This window comes from Mesorhizobium sp. CO1-1-11 (assembly GCF_020164995.1).
Classification (GTDB): Bacteria; Pseudomonadota; Alphaproteobacteria; order Rhizobiales; family Rhizobiaceae; genus Mesorhizobium; species Mesorhizobium australicum.
The window spans coordinates 78,079-98,722 of the sequence record NZ_JAIUHE010000021.1 but is presented as its reverse complement, the minus strand read 5'-3'; the positions used below and the strand labels follow the sequence as shown (position 1 = coordinate 98,722).

The window sequence follows — 20,644 nt, the reverse complement described above, 5'->3', positions numbered from 1 at the left end:
AGCCGATTTCCAATTGAGACAGGGCGCCGGGCCACGGGCCGGCGGCGCGACCGAAAGGGTGACGAGATGAGCGACAACAATCCGTTTGGCGGATCATTCGGAAACAAGGGCGGCCAGTATGCCACCACGGTGCAGTATGGCGGAACCGAGCCCAAAGCCGGATTCGGCGAGACGTCCGCGCCCCCAGCCGCCGGCCCCACCACCACAGGCGACGTCATCAAGGACACGACGACCGCGGCCTTTGCCGCCGACGTCATCCAGGAATCGCGCCGCCAGCCGGTGCTGGTCAACTTCTGGGCGCCGTGGTGCGGACCTTGCAAGCAGCTCACCCCGCAGCTGGAAAAGGCGGTCAAGGCCGCCGGCGGCAGGGTCAAGCTGGTCAAGATGAACATCGACGACCATCCCTCGATCGCCGGCCAGCTCGGCATCCAGTCGATTCCGGCGGTCATCGCCTTCAAGGACGGCCAGCCGGTCGACGGCTTCATGGGCGCCATTCCCGAGAGCCAGATCAACGAATTCATCACCAAGGTCGGCGGCAAGGGCAATGGCGCGCCGCCGGTGGCCGAGGCCCTGGCCGCGGCGGCGGAGGCGCGCGACGCCGGCGACATGCAGACCGCGGCCGACATCTACGATGCCATCCTGGCGCAGGCGCCGGAAACGGTCGAGGCGATTGGCGGGCTGGGCGACCTGCTGTTCGAGGCCGGCGACACCGAGGGTGCCGAGGCGCTCCTGGCAACGGCGCCGGAGGCCAAGAAAGACGCACCGCCGCTGGCTGCCCTGCGCGCCAAGATCGCGCTGGCCGCGCAGGCGGCGGCGCTGGGCAATCCGGCCGAGTTCGAGCGGCGGCTCGCGGAAAACCCCAAGGACCATCAGGCGCGTTTCGACCTGGCCATGATCCAGAACGCCATGGGCGATCGCACGGCGGCCGCCGACAATCTGCTGGCCATCATCAAGGCCGACCGGAGCTGGAACGAGGATGGCGCCAGGACGCAGTTGCTGCAGCTGTTCGAGGCCTGGGGCATGACCGACGAGGCGACGCTTGCCGCGCGCCGCAAATTGTCGGCATTGCTGTTTTCCTGAGCCGGTTACGGTTGTTTTGTCGCAAGGGCTTGTGGCGCCGGGCCTGTGCGCCAGATAGGACAAGGCAGGATTGACGCTTCGCAAGGGAAGCGATCGGAGGAACGAGGTGCAAGCGGGAAACGCGCATTACCGGCTCGCCAAGGATCTGCCGTCGACGATCCCGCTCTTTCCGCTCGAAGGCGCGCTGCTGCTGCCGGGCGGCCGCATGCCGCTCAACATCTTCGAGCCGCGCTACCTGCAGATGGTGGACGAGGCCGTCGCCGGCTCGCGGCTCGTCGGCGTCATCCAGCCCGGCCTCAATGGCGCATTGCGCGAGGATGGCGAGCCGGAGCTCTGCAACGTCGGCTGCATCGGTCGCATCATCGCCTTTTCCGAGACCGGCGACGGCCGCTACCTGATCTCGCTGCAAGGCGTGTGCCGGTTCCGCGTCGCCCACGAGCTGACGGTCAAGACGCCGTTCCGCCAGGCGAAGCCGGCGCCCTTCCTCGCCGATCTGCACGAAGAGCAGGCGGCTGATGAAATCGACCGGCCGGCGCTGCTCAGAGCCTTTCGCGCCTATCTGCAGGCCAATGACCTGGAAGCCGACTGGGAAAGCGTCAGCCGTGCCGAAAACGCCATGCTGGTCAACGCGCTGTCGATGATGGCGCCCTACGGACCGGCCGAGAAGCAGGCATTGCTCGAGGCGGCGGACCTGAAAACCAGGGCCGAAACGCTGATCGCCATCACCGAGATGACGCTGGCGCGCGAGAATGAGGATTTTGGCTCGAGCCTGCAGTAGGAATGCGCGATATCCAGCCGGCCTGCAAATGACGGCCTGACCGATCTCGACACATCCTGCATCCTGGCTGACATGCTTGGCGTGAAACCGGAAGAGGACCCAATGGCGGATGGGCGCGACGGAAAGAAGACGAATGTTGACCCCAAGCTGCTGGAACTCCTGGCCTGCCCGCTGACCAAGGGGCCGCTGGCCTGGGACCCCGAGCGCGGCGAGCTGGTCTCGCGGGTCGCCAAGCTCGCTTATCCGGTGCGCGACGGCATCCCGATCATGCTGCCCTCGGAAGCGCGGGTGCTCTCGGCCGAGGATGTGCTGTCGCCGCCACGGCCAGGTGGGCCGAATTGAGGTGGCGCGAGAGCCATCCGCTCCGCTTCAACCATATACGTGTACAAACCAAGAGATATCAGGTCTTCGACGTGGCTTCAGTTCGGCCTGGCAAGCGCCTTGTCGATCTGCGGCAGCAGAAGTTCCCTGGCGGACTCCGGCGTCAGCGGGCCGACATGTTTGTAGGCTATCTTGCCATCCTTGCCGATGACAAAGGTTTCCGGCACGCCATAGACACCCCAGTCGATCGCCGTGCGGCCGGCTTCGTCGACGCCGATCGCCTGGAACGGATTGCCGAGGTCGCCGAGGAAGCGGCGGGCGTTTTCCGGCCGGTCCTTGTAATTCAGCGCCGCCATCGCGAACCTTTTGTCCTGCGCCAGCGCCAGCAGCACCGGGTGCTCTTCCCGGCATGGCGCGCACCAGGACGCAAAGACGTTGACCAGCGTGACCTTGCCGGCGAAGGCTTTCGAATCGAGCCCGGGCAACTTGCTGCCCTCCAGGGGCGGCAAGTTGGTCCGTGGCGCCGGCAGGCCGATGAGCGCCGACGGCACTTCCGAGACATCGCGTCCCGACAAGAGCTGCGACAGGAACAGTCCGGCCAGTCCGAGGAAGACCAGCAGGGGCAAAAACACGAACAGGCGGCGACGGGCCGGCGTTTCCGTCTCTGTGCTCATGGCTTGGCTGCCTTGTCGGAACGGCGGCGCACGCCGGCCGCCTCGAGTTCGGCGAGTTCGCGCTTGCGCGCCCGCTGGTCGATGAGGATCCAGCCGATCAGCCCGGCCAGCGCCACGGCGGTGATCGCGTAGGCCGCCGCGACGTAGAGCGCATGCGCGCTCATGCGCGCCGCTCCATCGCCGCGTCTCGTTCCAGCCGGGTCTTTCCGCCTCGTTCGATCATGTCTTCCCTTAGCCGCGCGCCGGCGGCTCCGCAATCGGCCGCCACGCCGCAGCCTTCAGACCTCCGGCGCCTCAATCGGTGCCGTGGCGCAGCGCTAGCGCCGCCGCGGTCGGCCCCAGCACCCCAAGAAACAGCGTCAGCGCGGCAAGAATGAGGAAGGGCTGCAGGAACGGATCGGGATTGGCCGTCGCGCCATAGCTCGCCGAAACGCCGAAGATCAGCACCGGTATGGTCAGCGGCAGCACCAGCACCGAGATCAAGAGACCGCCACGCGGCAGCGCCACCGCCACCGCGGCGCCCACGGCGCCGATGAAGGTGATGGCCGGCGTGCCGACCAGCAGCGTCAGCGCCGTGGCGCCTATGGCCAACGGTTCCATGTTCATGAACAGGCCGAGCAGGGGGGCCGCGACCACCAGCGGCAGGACGCTGCCCGCCCAATGCGCAACGCACTTCACCAGCACCGTCAGCGCCAGCATGTGCCGGTCGTTGCCGAGCACCAGGAGATCGAGCGAACCGTCCTCGCGGTCGGCCTGGAACAGCCGGTCGAGGCCGAGCAGGCAGGCAAGCAGCGCGCCGATCCACAGGATCGCCGGACCGATGCGGGCCAACAGCTTGAGATCCGGCCCAACGCCGAAAGGGATGGTGGCGATGACGGCGAGGAAGAAGATGACGCCCGTCAGCGCGCCGCCGCCGGCGCGGATCGAGAGGCGGATGTCGCGCAGGAAGAGGGACCACATTACGATGTGGTCCCCTGTTGAAGAAGGGGAGCGCCGTAGGGTGCAGTCATCAAAAGGCCTCCCCCATCGCCAACTCTTTCGCCCCTTCCAATCCCAGCGGCAGATGCGTGGCCGCCACGATCATCCCGCCTTCCTCGCAATGCCTGCGCATCAGCCCTGCAAACCGCGCTTCCGAAGCCTTGTCCAGCCCTGCCGTCGGCTCATCGAGCAGCCACAGCGGCCGATGGCTGACCAAGAGTTTCGCGATCGCCGCGCGGCGTCTTTGCCCGGTCGAGAGATAGCCGAACGGCAAATGGCCGATGCCGCCGAGCCCGACCGTTTCCAGCGCCTCGTCCACATCGAGCCGGCCTTCGCCATGGAACTCCCGCCAGAAGCGCAAATTCTCGGTCACGCTCAGCGCCGTCTTCATCGCGTTCTGGTGGCCGAGATAGTGGCAGGCCGAGCCGATCGAAGGGAACTCGTCGCCGCCGCCTTCGAGCAGCAGCCGGCCCTCGGTTTTCGGCAGCAGGCCGGCGACCACCCTGAGCAAGGTCGATTTGCCCGAACCGTTCGGCCCGGTGACGACCAGGGCCCGGCCCTGATCGAGGACAAAGCCGATGCCGGAGAAAACCGGCTCGCCGCCGCGTTCGCCGCCCAGATTTTCGGCGATAAGCCGCATCCCTCGCCTGCCCTGAAATCAATGTTTCGCGAGCGCTGCCGCATCGCACAAATTTGCTCAGCAACTGTCTAGAACTATTCCAGAAAATTCTCTATATGCGGGGCATCCGTGCCAGCGGTCGGCGCGGGAACAGAATTAGCGCCGAACCAGCGCACGCGCCGCCTTGAACGGCTCGGGTTGCTTGGGAACGGACAGCGGAAATGGCCGTACCCGCACCTTTGCGCGTGATTGCATGCCATCGGCGTCCGTTCCCTTTCAGGCTGAACAGACAAGGACGGATCGCACGTGTCAAAATCCCTCGACAGTTTCAATTGCCGCCGCACGCTGAAAGCGGGCGACGCCGAGTATGTCTATTTCGACCTCGTCGAGGCTGAGAAGAACGGCCTCACCGGCATTGCCCAGCTGCCCTATTCGATGAAGGTGCTGCTGGAAAACCTGCTGCGCAACGAGGACGGCCGCTCCGTCACCAAGGAGAGCATCCAGGCGGTGGCAGGCTGGCTGACCGACAAGGGCACCGCCGGCGTCGAGATCGCCTATCGCCCGGCCCGCGTGCTGATGCAGGATTTCACCGGCGTCCCGGCCGTGGTCGACCTCGCCGCCATGCGCGACGCCATGGCCTCGCTTGGCGGCGATCCGCAGAAGATCAACCCGCTGGTGCCGGTCGACCTCGTCATCGACCATTCCGTCATCGTCGACGAGTTCGGCACGCCGATGGCCTTCGCCCGCAATGTCGAGCTCGAATATGAGCGCAACGAAGAGCGCTACAAGTTCCTGAAATGGGGCCAGCAGGCGTTCCGCAACTTCCGCGTCGTGCCGCCCGGCACCGGCATCTGCCACCAGGTCAATCTCGAATATCTCGGCCAGGTGGTGTGGACCAACACCGAGGACGGCGAAACCGCCGCCTATCCCGACACCTGCGTCGGCACCGATTCGCACACCACCATGATCAACGGCCTTGGCGTGCTCGGCTGGGGCGTCGGCGGCATCGAGGCCGAGGCGGCCATGCTCGGCCAGCCGGTCTCCATGCTGCTGCCGGAAGTCATCGGCTTCCGCCTCACCGGCAAGCTCAAGGAGGGCGTCACCGCCACCGACCTCGTGCTGACCGTCACCCAGATGCTGCGCAAGAAGGGCGTCGTCGGCAAGTTCGTCGAGTTCTTCGGCCCCGGCCTGTCCAACATGACGCTGGCCGACCGCGCCACCATCGGCAACATGGCGCCCGAATACGGCGCCACCTGCGGTTTCTTCCCGGTCGATTCCGAAACCATCCGCTATCTCACAATGTCAGGCCGCAGCGAGGACCGCATCGCCCTGGTCGAGGCCTATTCCAAGGCGCAAGGCATGTGGCGCGAGGCCGGCTCCGCCGACCCGGTCTTCACCGACCTGCTCGAACTGGAGCTGGACAGCGTCGTGCCGTCGATGGCCGGTCCCAAGCGCCCCGAGGGCCGTGTCGCGCTGGAAGGCATTCCGGCCGGCTTCGCCAAGGCGATGGACACCGAATACAAGAAGGCGGCGGAAATCTCCAAGCGCTATGCGGTCGAAGGCACCGACCATGACCTCGGCCATGGCGACGTCGTCATCGCCGCCATCACCTCCTGCACCAACACCTCGAACCCATCAGTGCTGATCGGCGCGGGCTTGCTTGCCCGCAACGCCAACCGCCTTGGCCTGAAGCAGAAGCCGTGGGTAAAGACCTCGCTGGCCCCCGGCAGCCAGGTGGTGGCGGAATATCTGGAAAAGTCGGGCCTGCAGAAGGAGCTCGACCAGATCGGCTTCAACCTGGTCGGCTTCGGCTGCACCACCTGCATCGGCAATTCCGGCCCGCTGCCCGCTCCGATCTCAAAAACCATCAACGACAAGGGCCTGATTGCCGCCGCGGTGCTCTCCGGCAACCGCAACTTCGAAGGCCGCGTCTCGCCCGACGTGCAGGCGAACTACCTGGCGTCGCCGCCGCTGGTCGTGGCGCATGCGCTGGCCGGCACCGTGACCAAGGACCTGACCACGGAGCCGCTCGGCGACGACAGGAACGGCAATCCGGTCTATCTCAAGGATATCTGGCCGAGCTCGGCCGAGATCCAGGAGTTCATCGAGAAGAACGTCACCCGCGAGCTGTTCGCCCGCAAATATGCCGACGTCTTCAAGGGCGACGAGTACTGGCAGAACGTCAAGGCGCCGGAAGGCCAGACCTATGCCTGGGACAACAATTCGACCTATGTGCAGAACCCGCCCTACTTCGCCGGCATGACCACGGGTTTCGGCAAGATCGGCGACATCAAGGGCGCCCGGGTGCTCGGCCTGTTCGGCGACAAGATCACCACCGACCACATCTCGCCGGCGGGTTCGATCAAGGCCGCCTCGCCGGCCGGCAAATACCTCACCGACCATGGCGTCGGCGTCGCCGACTTCAACCAGTACGGCACGCGGCGCGGCAACCATGAGGTGATGATGCGCGGCACCTTCGCCAACATCCGCATCCGCAACCACATGCTGGGCGAGAACGGCCGCGAGGGCGGCTACACCATCCACTATCCCAGCAAGGAAGAGGAATCGATCTACGACGCGGCGATGCAGTACAAGAAGGAAGGCGTGCCGCTGGTCATCTTCGCCGGCGTCGAATACGGCAACGGCTCGTCGCGCGACTGGGCGGCAAAGGGCACCAACCTGCTCGGTGTCCGTGCCGTCATCGCCCAGTCCTTCGAGCGCATCCATCGTTCGAACCTGGTCGGCATGGGCGTCATCCCCTTCGTCTTCGAGGAAGGCACCTCATGGGCTTCCCTCAACCTCAAGGGCGACGAGCTGGTCGAGATCGACGGATTGAGCGCCATCAAGCCGCGCCAGACGATGACCGCCAAGATCACCTATGGCGACGGCACGGTGAAGAACGTGCCGATCATCTGCCGCATCGATACGCTGGATGAGCTCGACTACTTCAAGAACGGCGGCATCTTGCAGTACGTGCTGCGCGATCTGGCGGCCTAGAAAACAGTGAGTAGCGAGTGGGATGCAGGGGACGCCCCTGCTCACTACTCGCTACTCCCCTGCCACGGCACAGCAGACCAGCATGCCGCACAGTCCTGCCGCGATGAAGGCAAGGTCGTCGAAGCATTGAACGGCCCGTACCAAAGTCCAGGGCCGGTGCGTTCGCAATAGAGATCGATGGCGGTGAGGAGAACCTGCCGCATGGCGATGATGCCGCCGCTCAATCGAACCACGCCTTGAAATGCAGCGGCTGCTCCTATTGCGGCCTTACCTCACGATTGCAGCGGTAAAATTTCACCGCAACGTGACTTCCCGTTGACTTCCCGTTCTGCCACATATTTCGGCAAAGCAGAACAAAGCCGGCATCACCGGCGGGAATTGGAATGGTCATGGCCTCGCGACGATCATTGTGGCTGGCAGCCTTCGCGCTGGCCTTCTCGGCTTTTGCCGGCGCTGGGCATGCCAGCGAGCCCGAAAGGGCCCAGGCCGAAAAATCCGACAGGCCGCTCGGCGTGGTCGAACTGTTCACCAGCCAGGGCTGCAGTTCCTGCCCGCCGGCGGACGCGTTCTTCGCCGAACTCGCCACAAGGCAAGACCTTGTCGCGCTCGCTTATCACGTCGATTACTGGGACTATCTCGGCTGGAAGGACACGCTGAGCCACAAGGAAAACACCGAGCGGCAATATGACTATATGCGCTATTTCAGCAGCCGTTCGGTCTATACGCCGCAGGCCGTCCTGAACGGCCGCATGCATGTCAACGGCGCCAATCGCGGTGAGGTCGACGGCGCGCTTGCCCGCATGGCCCGTGCCGGCGAAGGCATGCGTGTGCCCATCAAGGTCAGCCGCACCGGCGACCGTGTGATCATCGACGCAGGTGACGCCGGCGCCGGCCCGAACGACGCCCATGTCGTCATCGTCTATTTCGACGCGCCGCAGACGGTCAAGATCGGCCAGGGCGAGAACTCCGGCCGCAAGATGACCTATTGGAACGCGGTCACCGGGATCCAGACCGCCGGCATGTGGCATGGCAAGGCGCAGCGCTACGAATTTCCGCTGAGCGAGATCACCAAGAAAGGCGGCTGCGCCGTGCTTTTGCAGTCGGTCGGCAAGGATGGCCTGCCAGGCCCCATCCTGGGTGCGGCTTTCATCCACAGACCCGGATCCGAGACCTCCCTCGATCGTAAGCTGTAACAACGTCACGGGTTCGGCGCAATTCCAGACGGAAACCGCACATTTCCTGCTCGAATGCTTTCAGTGTCCGGTCAGGCGATCGGCGAAGGCCGCAAGGCGTGAGGTCCGGTCCAGGCCGTTTGCTTCACGCCGGTCGGCGATGCGATAGAGCTGGTACATTGTGTGCACGCCGAGCCAGCGCAGTGGTTCCGGTTCCCATTTCTTGACCGTGCGGTTGACCCAGGGCAGCCGGGTCAACTCGGTGTCGTGGCCGAGCACGAGGTCGCGCAAGGTGCGGCCTGACAGGTTGGAACTGGAAACCCCGAGCCCGACATAGCCGCCGGCCCAGCCGATGCCGCTTTCCCGGTCGAAGCCTGAAGTGGTGCACCAGTCGCGCGGTACGCCAAGCGTCCCGCACCAGGCATGGTCGAGACGCAAGCCCTTGGTCTGCGGCAACAGCCTGGTCAGCACCTCATGCAACTGATCGATGGTCGCCTGCTGGGTCCGGCCGCGCACATCGGTGCGCGAACCGAAGCGGTAGGGCACGCCACGGCCGCCCATGGCGATGCGGCCTTCGCGCGTGCGCTGCGCGTAGCAATAGGTGTGGGCGGCATCGCCCAGCACCTCGTAACCGTTCCAGCCGATCTGGTCCCACAGTTCTTGCGGCAGCTTCTCGGTCACCACGATGGCGCTGTTCAGCGGCAGCCAGAGACGCTCGTAGCCGGGAATGCCAGCCGTGAAGCCTTCGGTGGCGCGGATGATCTTCCCTGCCCGCACGATGCCTCTGCTGGTGGTGACCTTGCCCTTCTCGATCGCCAGCACCTGCGTCTGCTCGTAGATCGGCACGCCAAGCCGCTCGACAGCCGCCGCCAGGCCTTGCACCAGCTTCGCCGGCTGGACACGCGCGACGTTGCGCACGACGAAGGCGCCCAGCACCTTGTCGATGGCGATGCGCTGGCGCGCCTCCGGCGCGTCGAGGAAGGCCAGCCGCTCCGGCGGCATCTCCCAGCGCAGCAGCTCCTCGTATTCGGCCCTGGCACGCTGCAATTGTGCCGCGTTGGTGGCGACGGTGATGTTGTCGACGCGGCGGATATCGGCGTCGATGCCTTCGGCTTCCGTCACCGCGATCACCTCATCGACCGTGCCGAACATGGCGCGCTGCATGTCGATCACCGCGCCGCGCGAGGAGGTCTTTGCGTATTTCTCACGCGACCAGCTGAAGCCGCCCGAGAGCCAGCCGCCATTGCGGCCCGACGCGCCGAAGCCCGCGAACTCTTTTTCGACGATGGCGATGCGCAGCGCAGGCTGCGCCTTCTTCAAATAATAGGCGGTCCACAGGCCGGTGTAGCCGGCGCCGACGATGCACACATCGGCCTCGATGTCGCCGGGCAAGGACGGCCGATAGGCCGGCACGCCGCCGATATCGGCATACCAGAACGACACGTCGCCATTGTGCTTGGCTTGCATTTTTGAAATCCGTTCCGAAATCAGGTGAGCGTCAGGTCAGCCTTGTCGTCGTCGGCGAGCAGCTTCACGTCGGCGCCGGCGAACAGCACCTCGACCTCGTCCCCGATGGCGAAACTGTCTGCTTCCAGCGTCGAGCGCACGATGGCTTTCGAGCCGTCGGCCAGGTCGACCTCGTATTTTGAGCCGGAGCCGAGATAGATGGCTTCGCCGATACGGCCCGTGAGCCGGTTGCGGCCGTCGCCGCCAGCACCAGGGCGGGCGAGCGCCAGCTTTTCGGGGCGCAGCAGCATGACCGGCCTGCCGCCATTGGCGAGGCGCTTGGCGGTTGTCACCGTCTGGCCTGATATCTCGATCGCCGTCTCCTGGCCCGAGGTGGCGGCGGCCCCGCGCAGCACGGTGGAATCGCCGATGAACTTGCCGACGAACAGCGTCGCCGGCTCGTCATACAGCTCGCGCCCGGTACCGACCTGTTCGATCCGGCCCCGGTTGAACACGGCGATGCGGTCCGACAGCACCAGCGCCTCTTCCTGGTCATGCGTTACATAGACGAAGGTGGTGCCGAGTTCGCGGTGGATGCGCTTGATCTCGAGCTGCAGCCATTCGCGCAGTTTCTTGTCGAGTGCGCCGAGCGGCTCGTCCATCAACAGCAGCGGCGGATCGAAGACGATGGCGCGGGCCAGCGCCACGCGTTGCTGCTGGCCGCCCGAAAGCTCGCTGGGGAAGCGATGGCCGAAATCCGCCATCTTGACCATGTCGAGCGCCTGCCGCACCCGGCGTTCGCGCTCGGCTCCCGCCACGCCGCGCAAGGCGAGCGGATAGGCGACGTTGCGGCTCACCGTCATATGGGGAAACAGCGCGTAATGCTGGAAGACGACGCCGATGTTGCGCTTGTGCGCCGGCACGCCGACGACGCTCTTGCCGCCCACTTCCAGCGCGCCGGAACTGGCCTCGGTGAAGCCGGCGACGACGTTGAGCGTCGTCGTCTTGCCGGAGCCGCTTGGTCCGAGCAGCGTCATGAACTCGCCGGCCTCGATGTGCAGCGACACGCCGTCCAGCGCCTTGAAGCTGCCATAGGCCTTGCTGATCGACCTGAGATCGATCGCCGCGCCCCTGCTGTCTTGCCCCGGGGTCATTGGCGTCCTTTCCGCTCGCGGCCAAGAAGAAGCATGCCGCCGCCGATCAGGATCGTGGTGGCAAACAACAGGATCGTGCCGACGGCCGCGACCGTCGGGTCGGCGTCGCGCGTGATGGAAGCGAAGATCTGCACCGGCAATGTCTTGAGGTAGGGATTGGTGATGAACAGCGACACGACGATCTCATCGAAGGAGGTGGCGAAGGCGAACAGCAGGCCCGACAGCACGCCGGGTGCAATCAGCGGCAGCGTCACCGTGCGGAAGGTGGTGAGCGCGCTGGCGCCGAGGCTCGCCGCGGCTGTCTCGAGCCGCCTGTCGAAAACTTCGAGATTGGCCGAGACGGCAATCAGCACGAAGGGCAGCGCAAGGATGGTGTGGGCGAGCACGAAGCCGAGCAGCGTGCCGACAAGCCGCGTATCGAGATAGACCGCGTAGATGCCGATGGCCAGCACCACGCCCGGCACCACCATCGGCGTCAACATCAGCATGCGCAGCAGGTTTGCCGGCCGCGCCTTCATGCGGTCGAGGCCGAAGGCGGCAAGCGTGCCGAGGACCGTTGCCAGCACGGCAACGATCGAGGCGACCTTCAGCGAATTGAGGAAGCTGTTCGACCAGTCCGGGTTGGTGGCGAAATTCTGGTACCATTGCCAGGAAAAGCCCTGCGGCGGAAACGCCAGCGACTTGTTCTCGTTGAACGACATCGGCACCACGACCAGCGTCGGGGCCACCAGCCATATGGCCACCAGCAGGCAGACAAGGCCGAGGATGACGCGGGTGAGCGGCTTCATCTCCATTAGCGCCGCTCCGCTTCCCGGTACCGGGACCGCATGACGGGCGCGGCGAGCGCCAGCAGCACGAAGGTCGTGACCAGCAGCACCACGCCCATGGCGCCGCCACGGCCCCATTGCAGCAGGCTGAGCACCTGTGTCTGCACCAGGGTGGACAGCATGGTCGAACGCGGACCGCCGAGCAAAGCCGGCGTGATGTAGAAGCCGAGCGCCAGGATGAAGACGATGATCGCGCCGGCATAGACGCCCGGCAGCGACAGCGGCAGGTAGATGGTGAAGAAGGCGCGGGACGGCCGCGCGCCAAGGCTTTGCGCCGCGCGCATCAGCCTGAGATCGATGCCTTTCATGACCGAATAGAGCGGCAGGATCATGAACGGCAAAAGCACCTGCGCCATGCCGATGACCACGCCCGTCTGGGTGCGGATCAGCCTGACGCCACCGAGCCCGAGCGACCGCAGGACCGAGTTGATGACGCCTGAATCCTGGAGCAGGATCACCCAGGACAAAGTGCGCACCACGCCGCTCACCCAAAACGGGATCAGCACACACAAGAGCAGCACCAGCCGAACGCGGGGCCCGACCGCGGTCATCAGATAGGCGTAGGGATAAGCGCAAACCACGCACACCAGCGTCACCCACGCCGAAATGACGAAGGTCCGCTGGAGCACAACAAGGTTGATCGGCGCACTGAAGAACCAGACATAGTTCTGCGCTCCCCACTCCGGTTCCGACAGGCTGCGCAGCACGATGGTCAGCAGCGGATAGCCGATCACCGCGAAAAGCAGGACCAGGGCCGGCAACGCGAGCGCGAACGGCCGCCATGCCCTGCGCCTTTCGGCGGCCGGAATGATTGGCTCGGACGCGCTCACGGCCCTTGCTTCCCGTCAGCCGGTCAGTTGCCGGCCATCAGCGCCGACCACTTCTCCTGCGCCACCGCAAAGTTCGGGACCCAGAACTTGAAGTTCTGCTTGTAGCCCTGCTTCTGGCGTTCAGGCGTATTGGTCAGGTAGGCGGCGACGGAAGCGTCGACCTTGGGCTGCGCGTCGTTGTTGATCGGCGTGTAGGAGGTCTTCTCCGCCAATATCTCCTGGGCATGCTTGCCGAGATAGGCATTGAGCAGCGCGTAGGACGCATCCGTATCCTTGACGCCGACCGGAATCGTCATCTGGTCCATCACCACCAGCCAATCCTGCCAGGCGGGCGCGTACTTGGCGCCGTTCTTGACCGCCGTCATGGCGCGGCCCGTCCACATCATCAGCATGTCGGCCTCGCCGGATTCGGCGAGCTGCTGCGATTCGGCACCCGTCTTCCAGAAGATCGTGTCGGGGCCGAGCTTGCGGACCACATCGATGGCCTTGTCGATATCGGCCACCGTCATCGCCTTCGGATCGCCGCCGGCAACCTTGAAAGCCTGTTCCAGCAGGCCACCGGTCGGGCTGCCGGAGCCGTCGATGCCACGCACGCCGGGGAATTTTTGGGTATCGAAGAAGTCGGCCCAGCTCTTGGGCGGATTATCCCCGTACTTTTCCTTGTTGTACATCAGCACGACACCGTAGTTCATCGCCGGCACCGAGCATTCGCCGACCTGGCCTTCCGGGATTTTCGAGACGTCGAGCTTCGTCAGATCGAGCTTCTGGAACAGCTTGCCGCAATAGACATAGGGCGGCAGGTCGTCGGTATCGACGACGTCCCAGGTCACATTGCCGGACTCGACCTGCGCCTGCAGTTTGGCGATCTCCGTCGGGCCGTCATTGAGCAGCTTGACGCCGGACTTGTCGACGAACTCCTTGAGGGCCGCCGCCTGGCCGTCCTGGTAGATGCCGCCATAGGAAACGAGGGTCAGCGTCTTGCCCTTCAGCGAGCCTTCGGCGACCTCTCCCGCCACCGGCTTGGATTGCGCGAGCGCGGCGGTCGCCGCCATAAGCACGGCGACGGCCGCCGCATGTCCAAATCTCAGTTTCATGATCATCTCTCCCATTTGCAGAACTCGCATTGTTTTCATTCACCCGGATGCGAGCGGTTTCCGGGCCTGTATCGATCGAGTTCGAGCGCGCCGGCGGTCGGCGGCGCGATGATCCAGAGCACCTCGGCCGGCGTGTCGCCGACATTGACGGTCCGGTGCGGCACCGAGGTTGCGTATTCGACGCTGTCACCTTCGCGCATCAGATGGCGCTCGTCGGCAAGCGTCAGTTCGACGGTGCCCTTGAGCACCATGAACATTTCGTGTTCGCCGCCATGCACATAGGTCTCGTCGCCGGTCGAGCCGCCAACCTCGAAATGGCCGGCATAGACTTCGAATTGATGGATCGGCCGCCGCGACAGGAGCATCTTGCGGCCTTGGAGGCCGACCGGAACGACCGGCCGCTCCTCGCGCCTCAGCACCTTGTGCAGGGGACGGGCATTGTCCTCGAACAGATCGTTGATGCCGAGATCGAGAGCGGCGGCGATCTTGAGCAGCGTGCCGGTGTTGGCGCCGCACAGATTGCGCTCGAGCTGGCTGATGAAGCTCGCCGTGGTGCCCGTCATGTCGGCAAGCTGGCGCAGCGAGACGCGCCGCGCCGTGCGCAGTGCCTTGATACGGGGGCCGACGCCGCCGGCCTCCGGCACGGCCGCCCCGCCATTCAACTGTTTTACTGGGGAGTCCGATGCGTGTGGCATTGTCGTCTCCGTTTCCACTTAACACCCTATTAAGTGAAACGGAAAATGGCAAGCACGGTCGGCAGAATTGAATGGCGACGCGGGGTTGGCCGCTTTCGGCCCTACGCCGATGCCGTCGGCGCGCAGTCCCGGGTGCAAGGCCCAAAAACGAAAAAACCGACGTCAGCTTGCTTCTGACGTCGGTCATTTAGGTTTTGGGATCGTCGCACCTGGCTTTTCCGAGGAAAGGCCGAGGTTGGTTCGATCCGACGCAGACCCGTGGGCGGGGGGCTTGGGGTTTACGAGCCGGTGCCGGACCGAACCGTCTCAGGCAACGACGGTAAATTCGTCGGACATTGGGGCAGGAGCGCGGATAAAAAAAGGCGGAAATGTGGCGAAGCATCACCAATTCCAACACGCGTTTCACAAACGTGACTGGACGCAACGGAAACGGCGCGCCGCTGCCTTCGCTTCTCCGGCTCTTGCAATTGCGATGCGAAGGGGCCAACTTTGGTTGGCAAAGATTCATTTTGAAGGATCGAGGCAGGCATGATCGATGACGGCGGCGGGATGGGGGATGGAGACGCATCCGCAATATTGATCCCGCTGCACGAGGCGCGCAGCGCACGCCTCGACCAGCCGGTCCGCTTCGACCGGCGCGAACTGGACCAGATCCTCAGGCTTTACGGACGCATGGTCGCGGCCAATGAATGGCGCGACTACGCCATCGATCACCTCACCGACCGCGCTGTCTTTTCCGTCTTCCGACGTGCCAGCGAAGTGCCGCTGTTCCAGATCGTCAAGGATCCCAAACTGGCGCGCAAGCAAGGCGCCTTCGCCGTCATAGCGGCGGGCGGGCGCATCCTCAAACGCGGCCAGGAGCTTGGCCGCGTGCTCGGCGTCTTCGACAGCAAGCTGAAGCTGGTATAGGGGTGAATTGCGAACTGAAGAATTGAGGAACGAAGGACAAGGGGCGCTTACGTCAGGCGCCGCGTGTCCTGTTCCTCAATTCTTCAGTTCCCCCTTCCGGAACTTCCGCTCCGGCAGCGAATCCGGATCAGGTGGCAGCGATGCCCCGCCGTTGAGCGACAGCTGCATGAATACCGTGTCCAACCAGCGCCCGTGCTTGTAGCCGGAGCCTTCGAGGCGGCCGGAATGACAGAAGCCGAGCTTCTCGTGCAACCTGACCGAGGCGCTGTCGGCGCGGCCATCGCCGATCACCGCGACGATCTGGCGAAAGCCCGCCGCCTCGACCGCCGCGACCAGGCTTTGCATCAGCTTCAGGCCGACACCCTGGCCCTTGGCGTCAGGCGCAACATAGACCGAATCCTCGACGATGAAGCGATAGGCCGGGCGCGGCCGGAAGGCGCCGGCATAGGCATAGCCAAGCACGGCGCCTGCCTTTTCCGCCACCAGATAGGGAAAGCCGCCGGCCGCGAGTGCGGCGAATCGCGTCCCCATCTCGGTGCGGCTAGGCGGCTCCAGTTCGTAGCTCGCCGTGCCGTTGGCAACCGCGTCGGCGTAGATTTCGGTTATGGCGTCGAGGTCGGCCGGGGTCGCCGGCCTGATCGCGATATTGCTCATTCTTTATGCAAGCCTCTTTGGTGCTTTCGATAACAGCAGAGGCCCGCTTAAAAGAAAAGGGCGGCCGTTGGGCCGCCCTTCCAGGAGTCGATGGTCCAATACCGCTTAGCGGCGGTCGCCCATGAACTGGAGCAGGAACATGAAGAGGTTGATGAAATCGAGGTAGAGCGACAGCGCGCCCATGATGGCCTTGCGGCCCGCGACATCGGAAGCGTCGCCCTCGAAATACATCTCCTTGATCTTCTGCGTGTCGTAGGCGGTGAGGCCGGCGAAGACCAGCACGCCAATCGCCGAGACGGCGAAGGTCAGTGCCGACGACTGCAGGAAGATGTTGATCACCGACGCGATGATGATGCCGAACACGCCCATGATCAGGAACGAGCCCATCGCCGACAGGTCGCGCTTGGTGGTGTAGCCGAACAGCGACAGCGCGCCGAAGGCCGCGGCGGTGGCGAAGAAGGTCTGCGAGATGCTTGCCGTGGTGTAGACCAGGAAGATCGACGACAGCGACAGGCCGACCAGACCGGCATAGACCCAGAAGGTGGTCTGCGCGGCGGCGACGCTCATCGACTGGATCCTGAACGACAGGAAGAACACGGCGGCCAGCGGCGCCAGCATGACAACCCAGCGCAGCGGCGAACCGAAGATCGCGTAGCCGAACGAGGTCAGCATCTCGCCGCTCGGCAGCGTCGCGACGGCCGAAGCCGGATCGGTGGTGGTGGCCAGCATGATCGTGCCGACGGCGGCAAGGCCGGTGATGAGCAGGCCAAGCCCCATCAGATTGTAGACCTTGATCATGTAGGCGCGCAGACCCTGGTCGATGTCGGCGCGGACGCCGGGCACCGCCGACGTCTGATAGTTGCGAATGGGATCAGCCATTGGAAATCCTCGTTGCTTCTGCCCCGTCCGGTGTCGGGCCTCTTGCGGACCCAGGCGCCGCTGGGGGGCTCCAGCATGCCTGCGCGGAATATGATGGTTATTCGCGTCAAGAACAAGACCGTAACCGGGTGTAACGGTTCGTGACAGGCCAAATGCCGCTTCGCCGGCCGTTTCGGACGGCATTCTTACCAAGATTTAACCCGGGCAGGCGGGCGCCCGCCGGCGAATCAGAGGTTTCGCAGCACGGGTGCCGCCTTGTGGCCGAGCACCCGCCAGGTGCCGGCAAGGCCGATGCCGACCGTGATCACCAGCGAAAAGGCAATCGTCGCCACCGCCACCTCGGGCATGAAATGCGATGGCAGCGTCATGATGCGTGCGACCACGAACCAGGCGGCGGCGCTGCCGGCGGCGAGCGCGAAGATGGCGGTGGCCAGTCCGATCAGCATGTATTCCAGAGAGAATGCCGTGATCAGCGTTCGCCGGGTGGCGCCCAACGTCTTCAGCACCACAGCGTCGTGGATGCGCGCCCGGTTGCCGGCGGCAAGCGCGCCGGCAAGCACCAGAACCGAGGCGATCAGCGCCACGCCGGCCGCCGCCCGGATCGCCGTGCCGAGCTGGCCGACCAGCCGGTTGACGATGTCGAGTGCGTCCTTGACCCGCACCGTCGTCACGGCGGGGAAGGCGCGGGTGACGGCGTTGAGGACGCGCGCGTCGTCGGCCGCCGAGGCGTTCTTTTCGGTGAGCGTGGCTATCCAGCCATGCGGGGCGCCGGCGAATGTGTTGGGCGAGAACACCATGACGAAATTGATGCCCATCGTCTCCCACTCGACCTGGCGGAAATTAGCGATGCGGGCGGTGACATTGCGGCCGAGCACATTGACGGTGATGGTGTCGCCGAGCTTCAGCCCGATTTCCTTGCCTTCCTTGTCGGAAAACGAAACCAGCGGCTCGCCGGCATAGTTGTCGGGCCACCATTTGCCCTCTGTCAGCGTCGCGTTTTCCGGTTGCCTGGTGTCATAGGTCAGGCCGCGATCTCCCTTCAGCACCCAGGCGCCCTCGGCCGGCACCTTGACCTTGTCGACATCGACGCCGTTGAGAGCCATGACCCGGCCGCGCAGCATCGGCACCTTGGTCAGCGTTCCCCGCGGCACCTCCTTCGCCATCAGCGAGGAGAACGCATCGACTTCGCTGCCCTGGATGTCGACGAAGAAGAAGTTCGGCGCCCGCTCCGGCAGGCTGCCGGAGATCTGGCGCCTGAGATTCCCGTCAATCAGCGCCAGTGTCACCAAGAGCGTCAGCCCAAGCCCCAGCGACAGCACCACCGAGGGCGTCAGCGCCCCCGGCCGGTGGATGTTGCCGATGGCGAGCCTGAGCGCGACAAAGCGCACGCGCGGGCTTTTCCGGGCTGCCCATTGCACCAGTCCGCCGACGAGACGCAGCACCAGGAAAGCAAAAACGGTGGCGCCGACGAAGATCGAGGCGATGCGCTGGTCGCCCGAAAACAGGATCGCCAGCGCTGCCAGGAAAAGCGCGATGCCGAGCGCGCAAACGACATAGACGGGGCGCGGCAGGCCCCGGCCTTCCAGTCCCATCTCCCGGAACAGCGCGGTTGCCGGCACGTCACGGGCGCGGCCGAGCGGCAGCAGCGCGAAGGCCAGCGTCACCAGCAGGCCGAACAGGGCCGCCATGGCGAGCGCGCCGGGATAGAAGCCGCCCTGCGCCGGCACCGGAATGACCGACTGAAGCGCGGCACTCGCCGCGAACGGCATCAGCGCCCCGAGCACCAGGCCGAGCACGATGCCAAGTGCCGCGATGATCAGGATCTGCACGAGGTAGATGGCAAAGACGAAGCCGCCGGACGCCCCCAGGCTCTTGAAGGTGGCGATGACGCCGCGCTTGCCGTCGAGATAGGCGCGCACCGCATTGGCGACGCCGACGCCGCCGACCACCAGCGCGGTGAGCCCGACCAGCGTCAGGAACTGCGAGAAGCGTTCGATATTGGAGGATAACGCCGGTGCGGCGTTGCTGCGCGTGCGGATCGACCAGCCGGCCTGCGGAAAATCCTTGGCCGCCTGGTCCTGGACGGCCTTGAGCCGCGCCTCGTCGGCACCGGCGGGCAGCCGGACCTTGTAGGCGTTCTCGACCAGGCTGCCCGGTTGGATCAGCCCGGTGGCGGCCAGGCCCTCGGTCGAGATCATCAGCCTTGGCGCGAAGCCGAACCCGTCGGAGACCGCGTCGGGCTCGGCCACCAGCCTGGCGCGCAGTTCGAACGTGGCGGTGCCGAGTTTCAGCCGGTCGCCGATCTTGAGATGCAGCCGTTCGAACAAGAGATCGGGTGCCGCGGCGCCGAAAACGCCGAACTGCCTGCCGAACAGTTCCTGCTTCGTCAGCACCGGTTCGGTTTCCAGCGCGCCATAGAGCGGATAGGCCTCGTCGACAGCCTTGGCCTCGACCAGCGCCTGGTCGGATCCGTCAGCCAGGCGCGCCATCGAGCGCATGCCGGCGGTATGCGAAACCACGCCCAGCCCGTCGAGAAAGCCAAGTTCTGCCTGGCTGGCGTCGCGCTGGTTGATCTGGAAGCGAAGATCGCCGCCGAGCAGCGTCTGGCCCTGATCGGCGACACCGGCGGTGATGGAGCGGGCCACCGAATTGACGCCGCCGATAGCCGCCACGCCGAGCGCGATGCAGGCGAGGAAGATGAGGAAGCCGGACAGGCCGCCGCGCATCTCGCGTAGCGAGAAGCGGATGGCAAGCTTAAGGGTCCGCGCCAGCGGCATCAGGCGGTGACCCTGACCGGCGGCGGCGCCTCGATCCGGCCGGAGCGCATCGAAACCTGGCGCGAGCAGCGCGCCGCGAGCGCCGGATCGTGGGTGACCAGCACCAGCGTCATGCCGCGTTCGGCGGCCTTGGCGAACAGCAGATCGGCGACCTGCCGCCCCGTCGCCTGATCGAGATTGCCGGTCGGCTCGTCGGCGATCAGGATGCGCGGCGATGGTGCCAGCGCCCGGGCGATCGCCACGCGCTGCTGCTCGCCGCCGGAGAGCTCGCCGGGATAATGGGTGACGCGGTCGCTGAGGCCGACGGCCGCCAGTTCCCGCTCCGCCACCGAGAAGGGATCGGCGTGGCCGGCCAGTTCCAGCGGCACGGCGACATTTTCGAGCGCCGTCATATTGGGGATGAGGTGGAAGGACTGGAACACGATGCCAATGTTTCGGCCGCGAAACGAAGCGATCTGGTCCTCGCTTCTACCGTTGAGCAGCTCGCCGGCAATGCGCACCGTACCGGAATCGACCCGCTCCAGCCCTGCCAGCACCATCAGCAATGTCGACTTGCCGGACCCCGACGGACCGACGATACCCGTCGCCTCGCCGCGCGCGACGTCGAGGCTGACGCCCTTCAATACATGAACCGACGAAGCGCCTTCGCCGAGTGTCAGGGATACGTCTTTCAGCGCGATGACGGCTTCTGTCAAAATGAAAGCGTCCTATATGGAAAGGGAGGCTCTGCCTGTCGGAAGCCATCGCCGGAAGAATTCTC

At 65.1% G+C, this 20,644-nt stretch carries 20 protein-coding genes; 6 read left to right on the top strand and 14 right to left on the bottom strand.

Annotation, left to right across the window (positions count from 1 at the left end; all coding sequences use genetic code 11):
- Positions 1-66 precede the first annotated feature (66 nt).
- The 3 genes from trxA to LB554_RS23365 all read left to right on the top strand — a co-directional run bounded on the left by trxA (position 67) and on the right by LB554_RS23365 (position 2,200).
- Positions 67-1,080 carry a thioredoxin gene (gene trxA, locus LB554_RS23375; RefSeq protein ID WP_224587156.1) on the top strand — a complete coding sequence of 338 codons (1,014 nt, stop codon included), beginning with the start codon at positions 67-69 and terminating at the stop codon, positions 1,078-1,080.
- 106 nt (positions 1,081-1,186) lie between these two features.
- Positions 1,187-1,858, top strand: a complete 672-nt coding sequence (locus LB554_RS23370; RefSeq protein WP_224587154.1) for an LON peptidase substrate-binding domain-containing protein — start codon at positions 1,187-1,189, stop codon at positions 1,856-1,858.
- Positions 1,859-1,960: 102 nt separating this feature from the next.
- Positions 1,961-2,200 carry a Trm112 family protein gene (locus LB554_RS23365; protein WP_140618229.1) on the top strand — a complete coding sequence of 80 codons (240 nt, stop codon included), beginning with the start codon at positions 1,961-1,963 and terminating at the stop codon, positions 2,198-2,200.
- 77 nt (positions 2,201-2,277) lie between these two features.
- On the opposite strand, the gene LB554_RS23360 is transcribed toward LB554_RS23365, so the two are convergent.
- The 4 genes from LB554_RS23360 to ccmA all read right to left on the bottom strand — a co-directional run bounded on the left by LB554_RS23360 (position 2,278) and on the right by ccmA (position 4,471).
- Positions 2,278-2,853, bottom strand: a complete 576-nt coding sequence (locus LB554_RS23360) for a DsbE family thiol:disulfide interchange protein (RefSeq protein WP_224587153.1) — start codon at positions 2,851-2,853, stop codon at positions 2,278-2,280.
- Positions 2,850-3,017, bottom strand: coding sequence for a heme exporter protein CcmD (gene ccmD / locus LB554_RS23355; protein WP_023774434.1), 168 nt, complete (start codon positions 3,015-3,017; stop codon positions 2,850-2,852). The genes LB554_RS23360 and ccmD overlap by 4 nt, the downstream gene beginning before the upstream one ends.
- 130 nt (positions 3,018-3,147) lie before the next feature.
- Positions 3,148-3,813, bottom strand: a complete 666-nt coding sequence (gene ccmB, locus LB554_RS23350; protein ID WP_023774435.1) for a heme exporter protein CcmB — start codon at positions 3,811-3,813, stop codon at positions 3,148-3,150.
- Between the two features lie 49 nt (positions 3,814-3,862).
- The gene (gene ccmA / locus LB554_RS23345) at positions 3,863-4,471 is read right to left on the bottom strand and encodes a heme ABC exporter ATP-binding protein CcmA (protein ID WP_015314925.1); all 609 of its coding nucleotides are present in this window, start codon (positions 4,469-4,471) and stop codon (positions 3,863-3,865) included.
- Positions 4,472-4,756: 285 nt separating this feature from the next.
- On the opposite strand from ccmA, the gene acnA reads away from it, so the two are divergent.
- Together acnA and LB554_RS23335 are read left to right on the top strand one after the other, a co-directional pair.
- The gene (gene acnA, locus LB554_RS23340) at positions 4,757-7,447 is read left to right on the top strand and encodes an aconitate hydratase AcnA (protein WP_224587151.1); all 2,691 of its coding nucleotides are present in this window, start codon (positions 4,757-4,759) and stop codon (positions 7,445-7,447) included.
- 383 nt (positions 7,448-7,830) lie between these two features.
- Complete coding sequence (locus LB554_RS23335; protein ID WP_224587148.1) at positions 7,831-8,640, top strand: DUF1223 domain-containing protein; 810 nt, start codon at positions 7,831-7,833, stop codon at positions 8,638-8,640.
- A gap of 60 nt (positions 8,641-8,700) precedes the next feature.
- Here the strand turns inward: LB554_RS23335 and LB554_RS23330 are convergent, their stop codons facing one another.
- The 6 genes from LB554_RS23330 to LB554_RS23305 are packed head-to-tail and all read right to left on the bottom strand — an operon-like array spanning position 8,701 to position 14,665.
- Positions 8,701-10,086 (bottom strand): NAD(P)/FAD-dependent oxidoreductase, encoded by a 1,386-nt coding sequence (locus tag LB554_RS23330; protein WP_224587146.1) that lies wholly within the window; start codon positions 10,084-10,086, stop codon positions 8,701-8,703.
- A 20-nt stretch (positions 10,087-10,106) separates the two neighbouring features.
- Entirely contained in the window at positions 10,107-11,219 is a 1,113-nt protein-coding gene (locus tag LB554_RS23325; protein ID WP_224587143.1) for an ABC transporter ATP-binding protein, read from the bottom strand.
- The gene (locus LB554_RS23320) at positions 11,216-12,013 is read right to left on the bottom strand and encodes an ABC transporter permease (protein WP_140660404.1); all 798 of its coding nucleotides are present in this window, start codon (positions 12,011-12,013) and stop codon (positions 11,216-11,218) included. Before LB554_RS23320 ends, LB554_RS23325 begins: the two co-directional genes overlap by 4 nt.
- Positions 12,013-12,876 (bottom strand): ABC transporter permease, encoded by an 864-nt coding sequence (locus LB554_RS23315; protein WP_015314931.1) that lies wholly within the window; start codon positions 12,874-12,876, stop codon positions 12,013-12,015. Before LB554_RS23315 ends, LB554_RS23320 begins: the two co-directional genes overlap by 1 nt.
- Before the next feature lie 23 nt (positions 12,877-12,899).
- Positions 12,900-13,970 (bottom strand): extracellular solute-binding protein, encoded by a 1,071-nt coding sequence (locus LB554_RS23310; protein WP_181171355.1) that lies wholly within the window; start codon positions 13,968-13,970, stop codon positions 12,900-12,902.
- Positions 13,971-14,005: 35 nt separating this feature from the next.
- Entirely contained in the window at positions 14,006-14,665 is a 660-nt protein-coding gene (locus LB554_RS23305; protein ID WP_140876172.1) for a helix-turn-helix domain-containing protein, read from the bottom strand.
- 528 nt (positions 14,666-15,193) lie between these two features.
- Here LB554_RS23305 and LB554_RS23300 point away from each other — a divergent pair.
- The gene (locus tag LB554_RS23300; RefSeq protein ID WP_015314934.1) at positions 15,194-15,574 is read left to right on the top strand and encodes a DUF2794 domain-containing protein; all 381 of its coding nucleotides are present in this window, start codon (positions 15,194-15,196) and stop codon (positions 15,572-15,574) included.
- A 75-nt stretch (positions 15,575-15,649) separates the two neighbouring features.
- Here the strand turns inward: LB554_RS23300 and LB554_RS23295 are convergent, their stop codons facing one another.
- The 4 genes from LB554_RS23295 to LB554_RS23280 form a co-directional block, all read right to left on the bottom strand.
- A complete protein-coding gene (locus tag LB554_RS23295) occupies positions 15,650-16,228 on the bottom strand; it encodes a GNAT family N-acetyltransferase (protein WP_224587141.1) in 579 nt (192 codons plus the stop codon).
- Between the two features lie 105 nt (positions 16,229-16,333).
- Positions 16,334-17,107, bottom strand: a complete 774-nt coding sequence (locus LB554_RS23290; RefSeq protein ID WP_015314936.1) for a Bax inhibitor-1/YccA family protein — start codon at positions 17,105-17,107, stop codon at positions 16,334-16,336.
- A 227-nt stretch (positions 17,108-17,334) separates the two neighbouring features.
- Complete coding sequence (locus LB554_RS23285; RefSeq protein ID WP_224587140.1) at positions 17,335-19,884, bottom strand: ABC transporter permease; 2,550 nt, start codon at positions 19,882-19,884, stop codon at positions 17,335-17,337.
- Positions 19,884-20,579, bottom strand: a complete 696-nt coding sequence (locus LB554_RS23280) for an ABC transporter ATP-binding protein (RefSeq protein WP_224587138.1) — start codon at positions 20,577-20,579, stop codon at positions 19,884-19,886. The genes LB554_RS23285 and LB554_RS23280 overlap by 1 nt, the downstream gene beginning before the upstream one ends.
- Between the last annotated feature and the right edge of the window lie 65 nt (positions 20,580-20,644).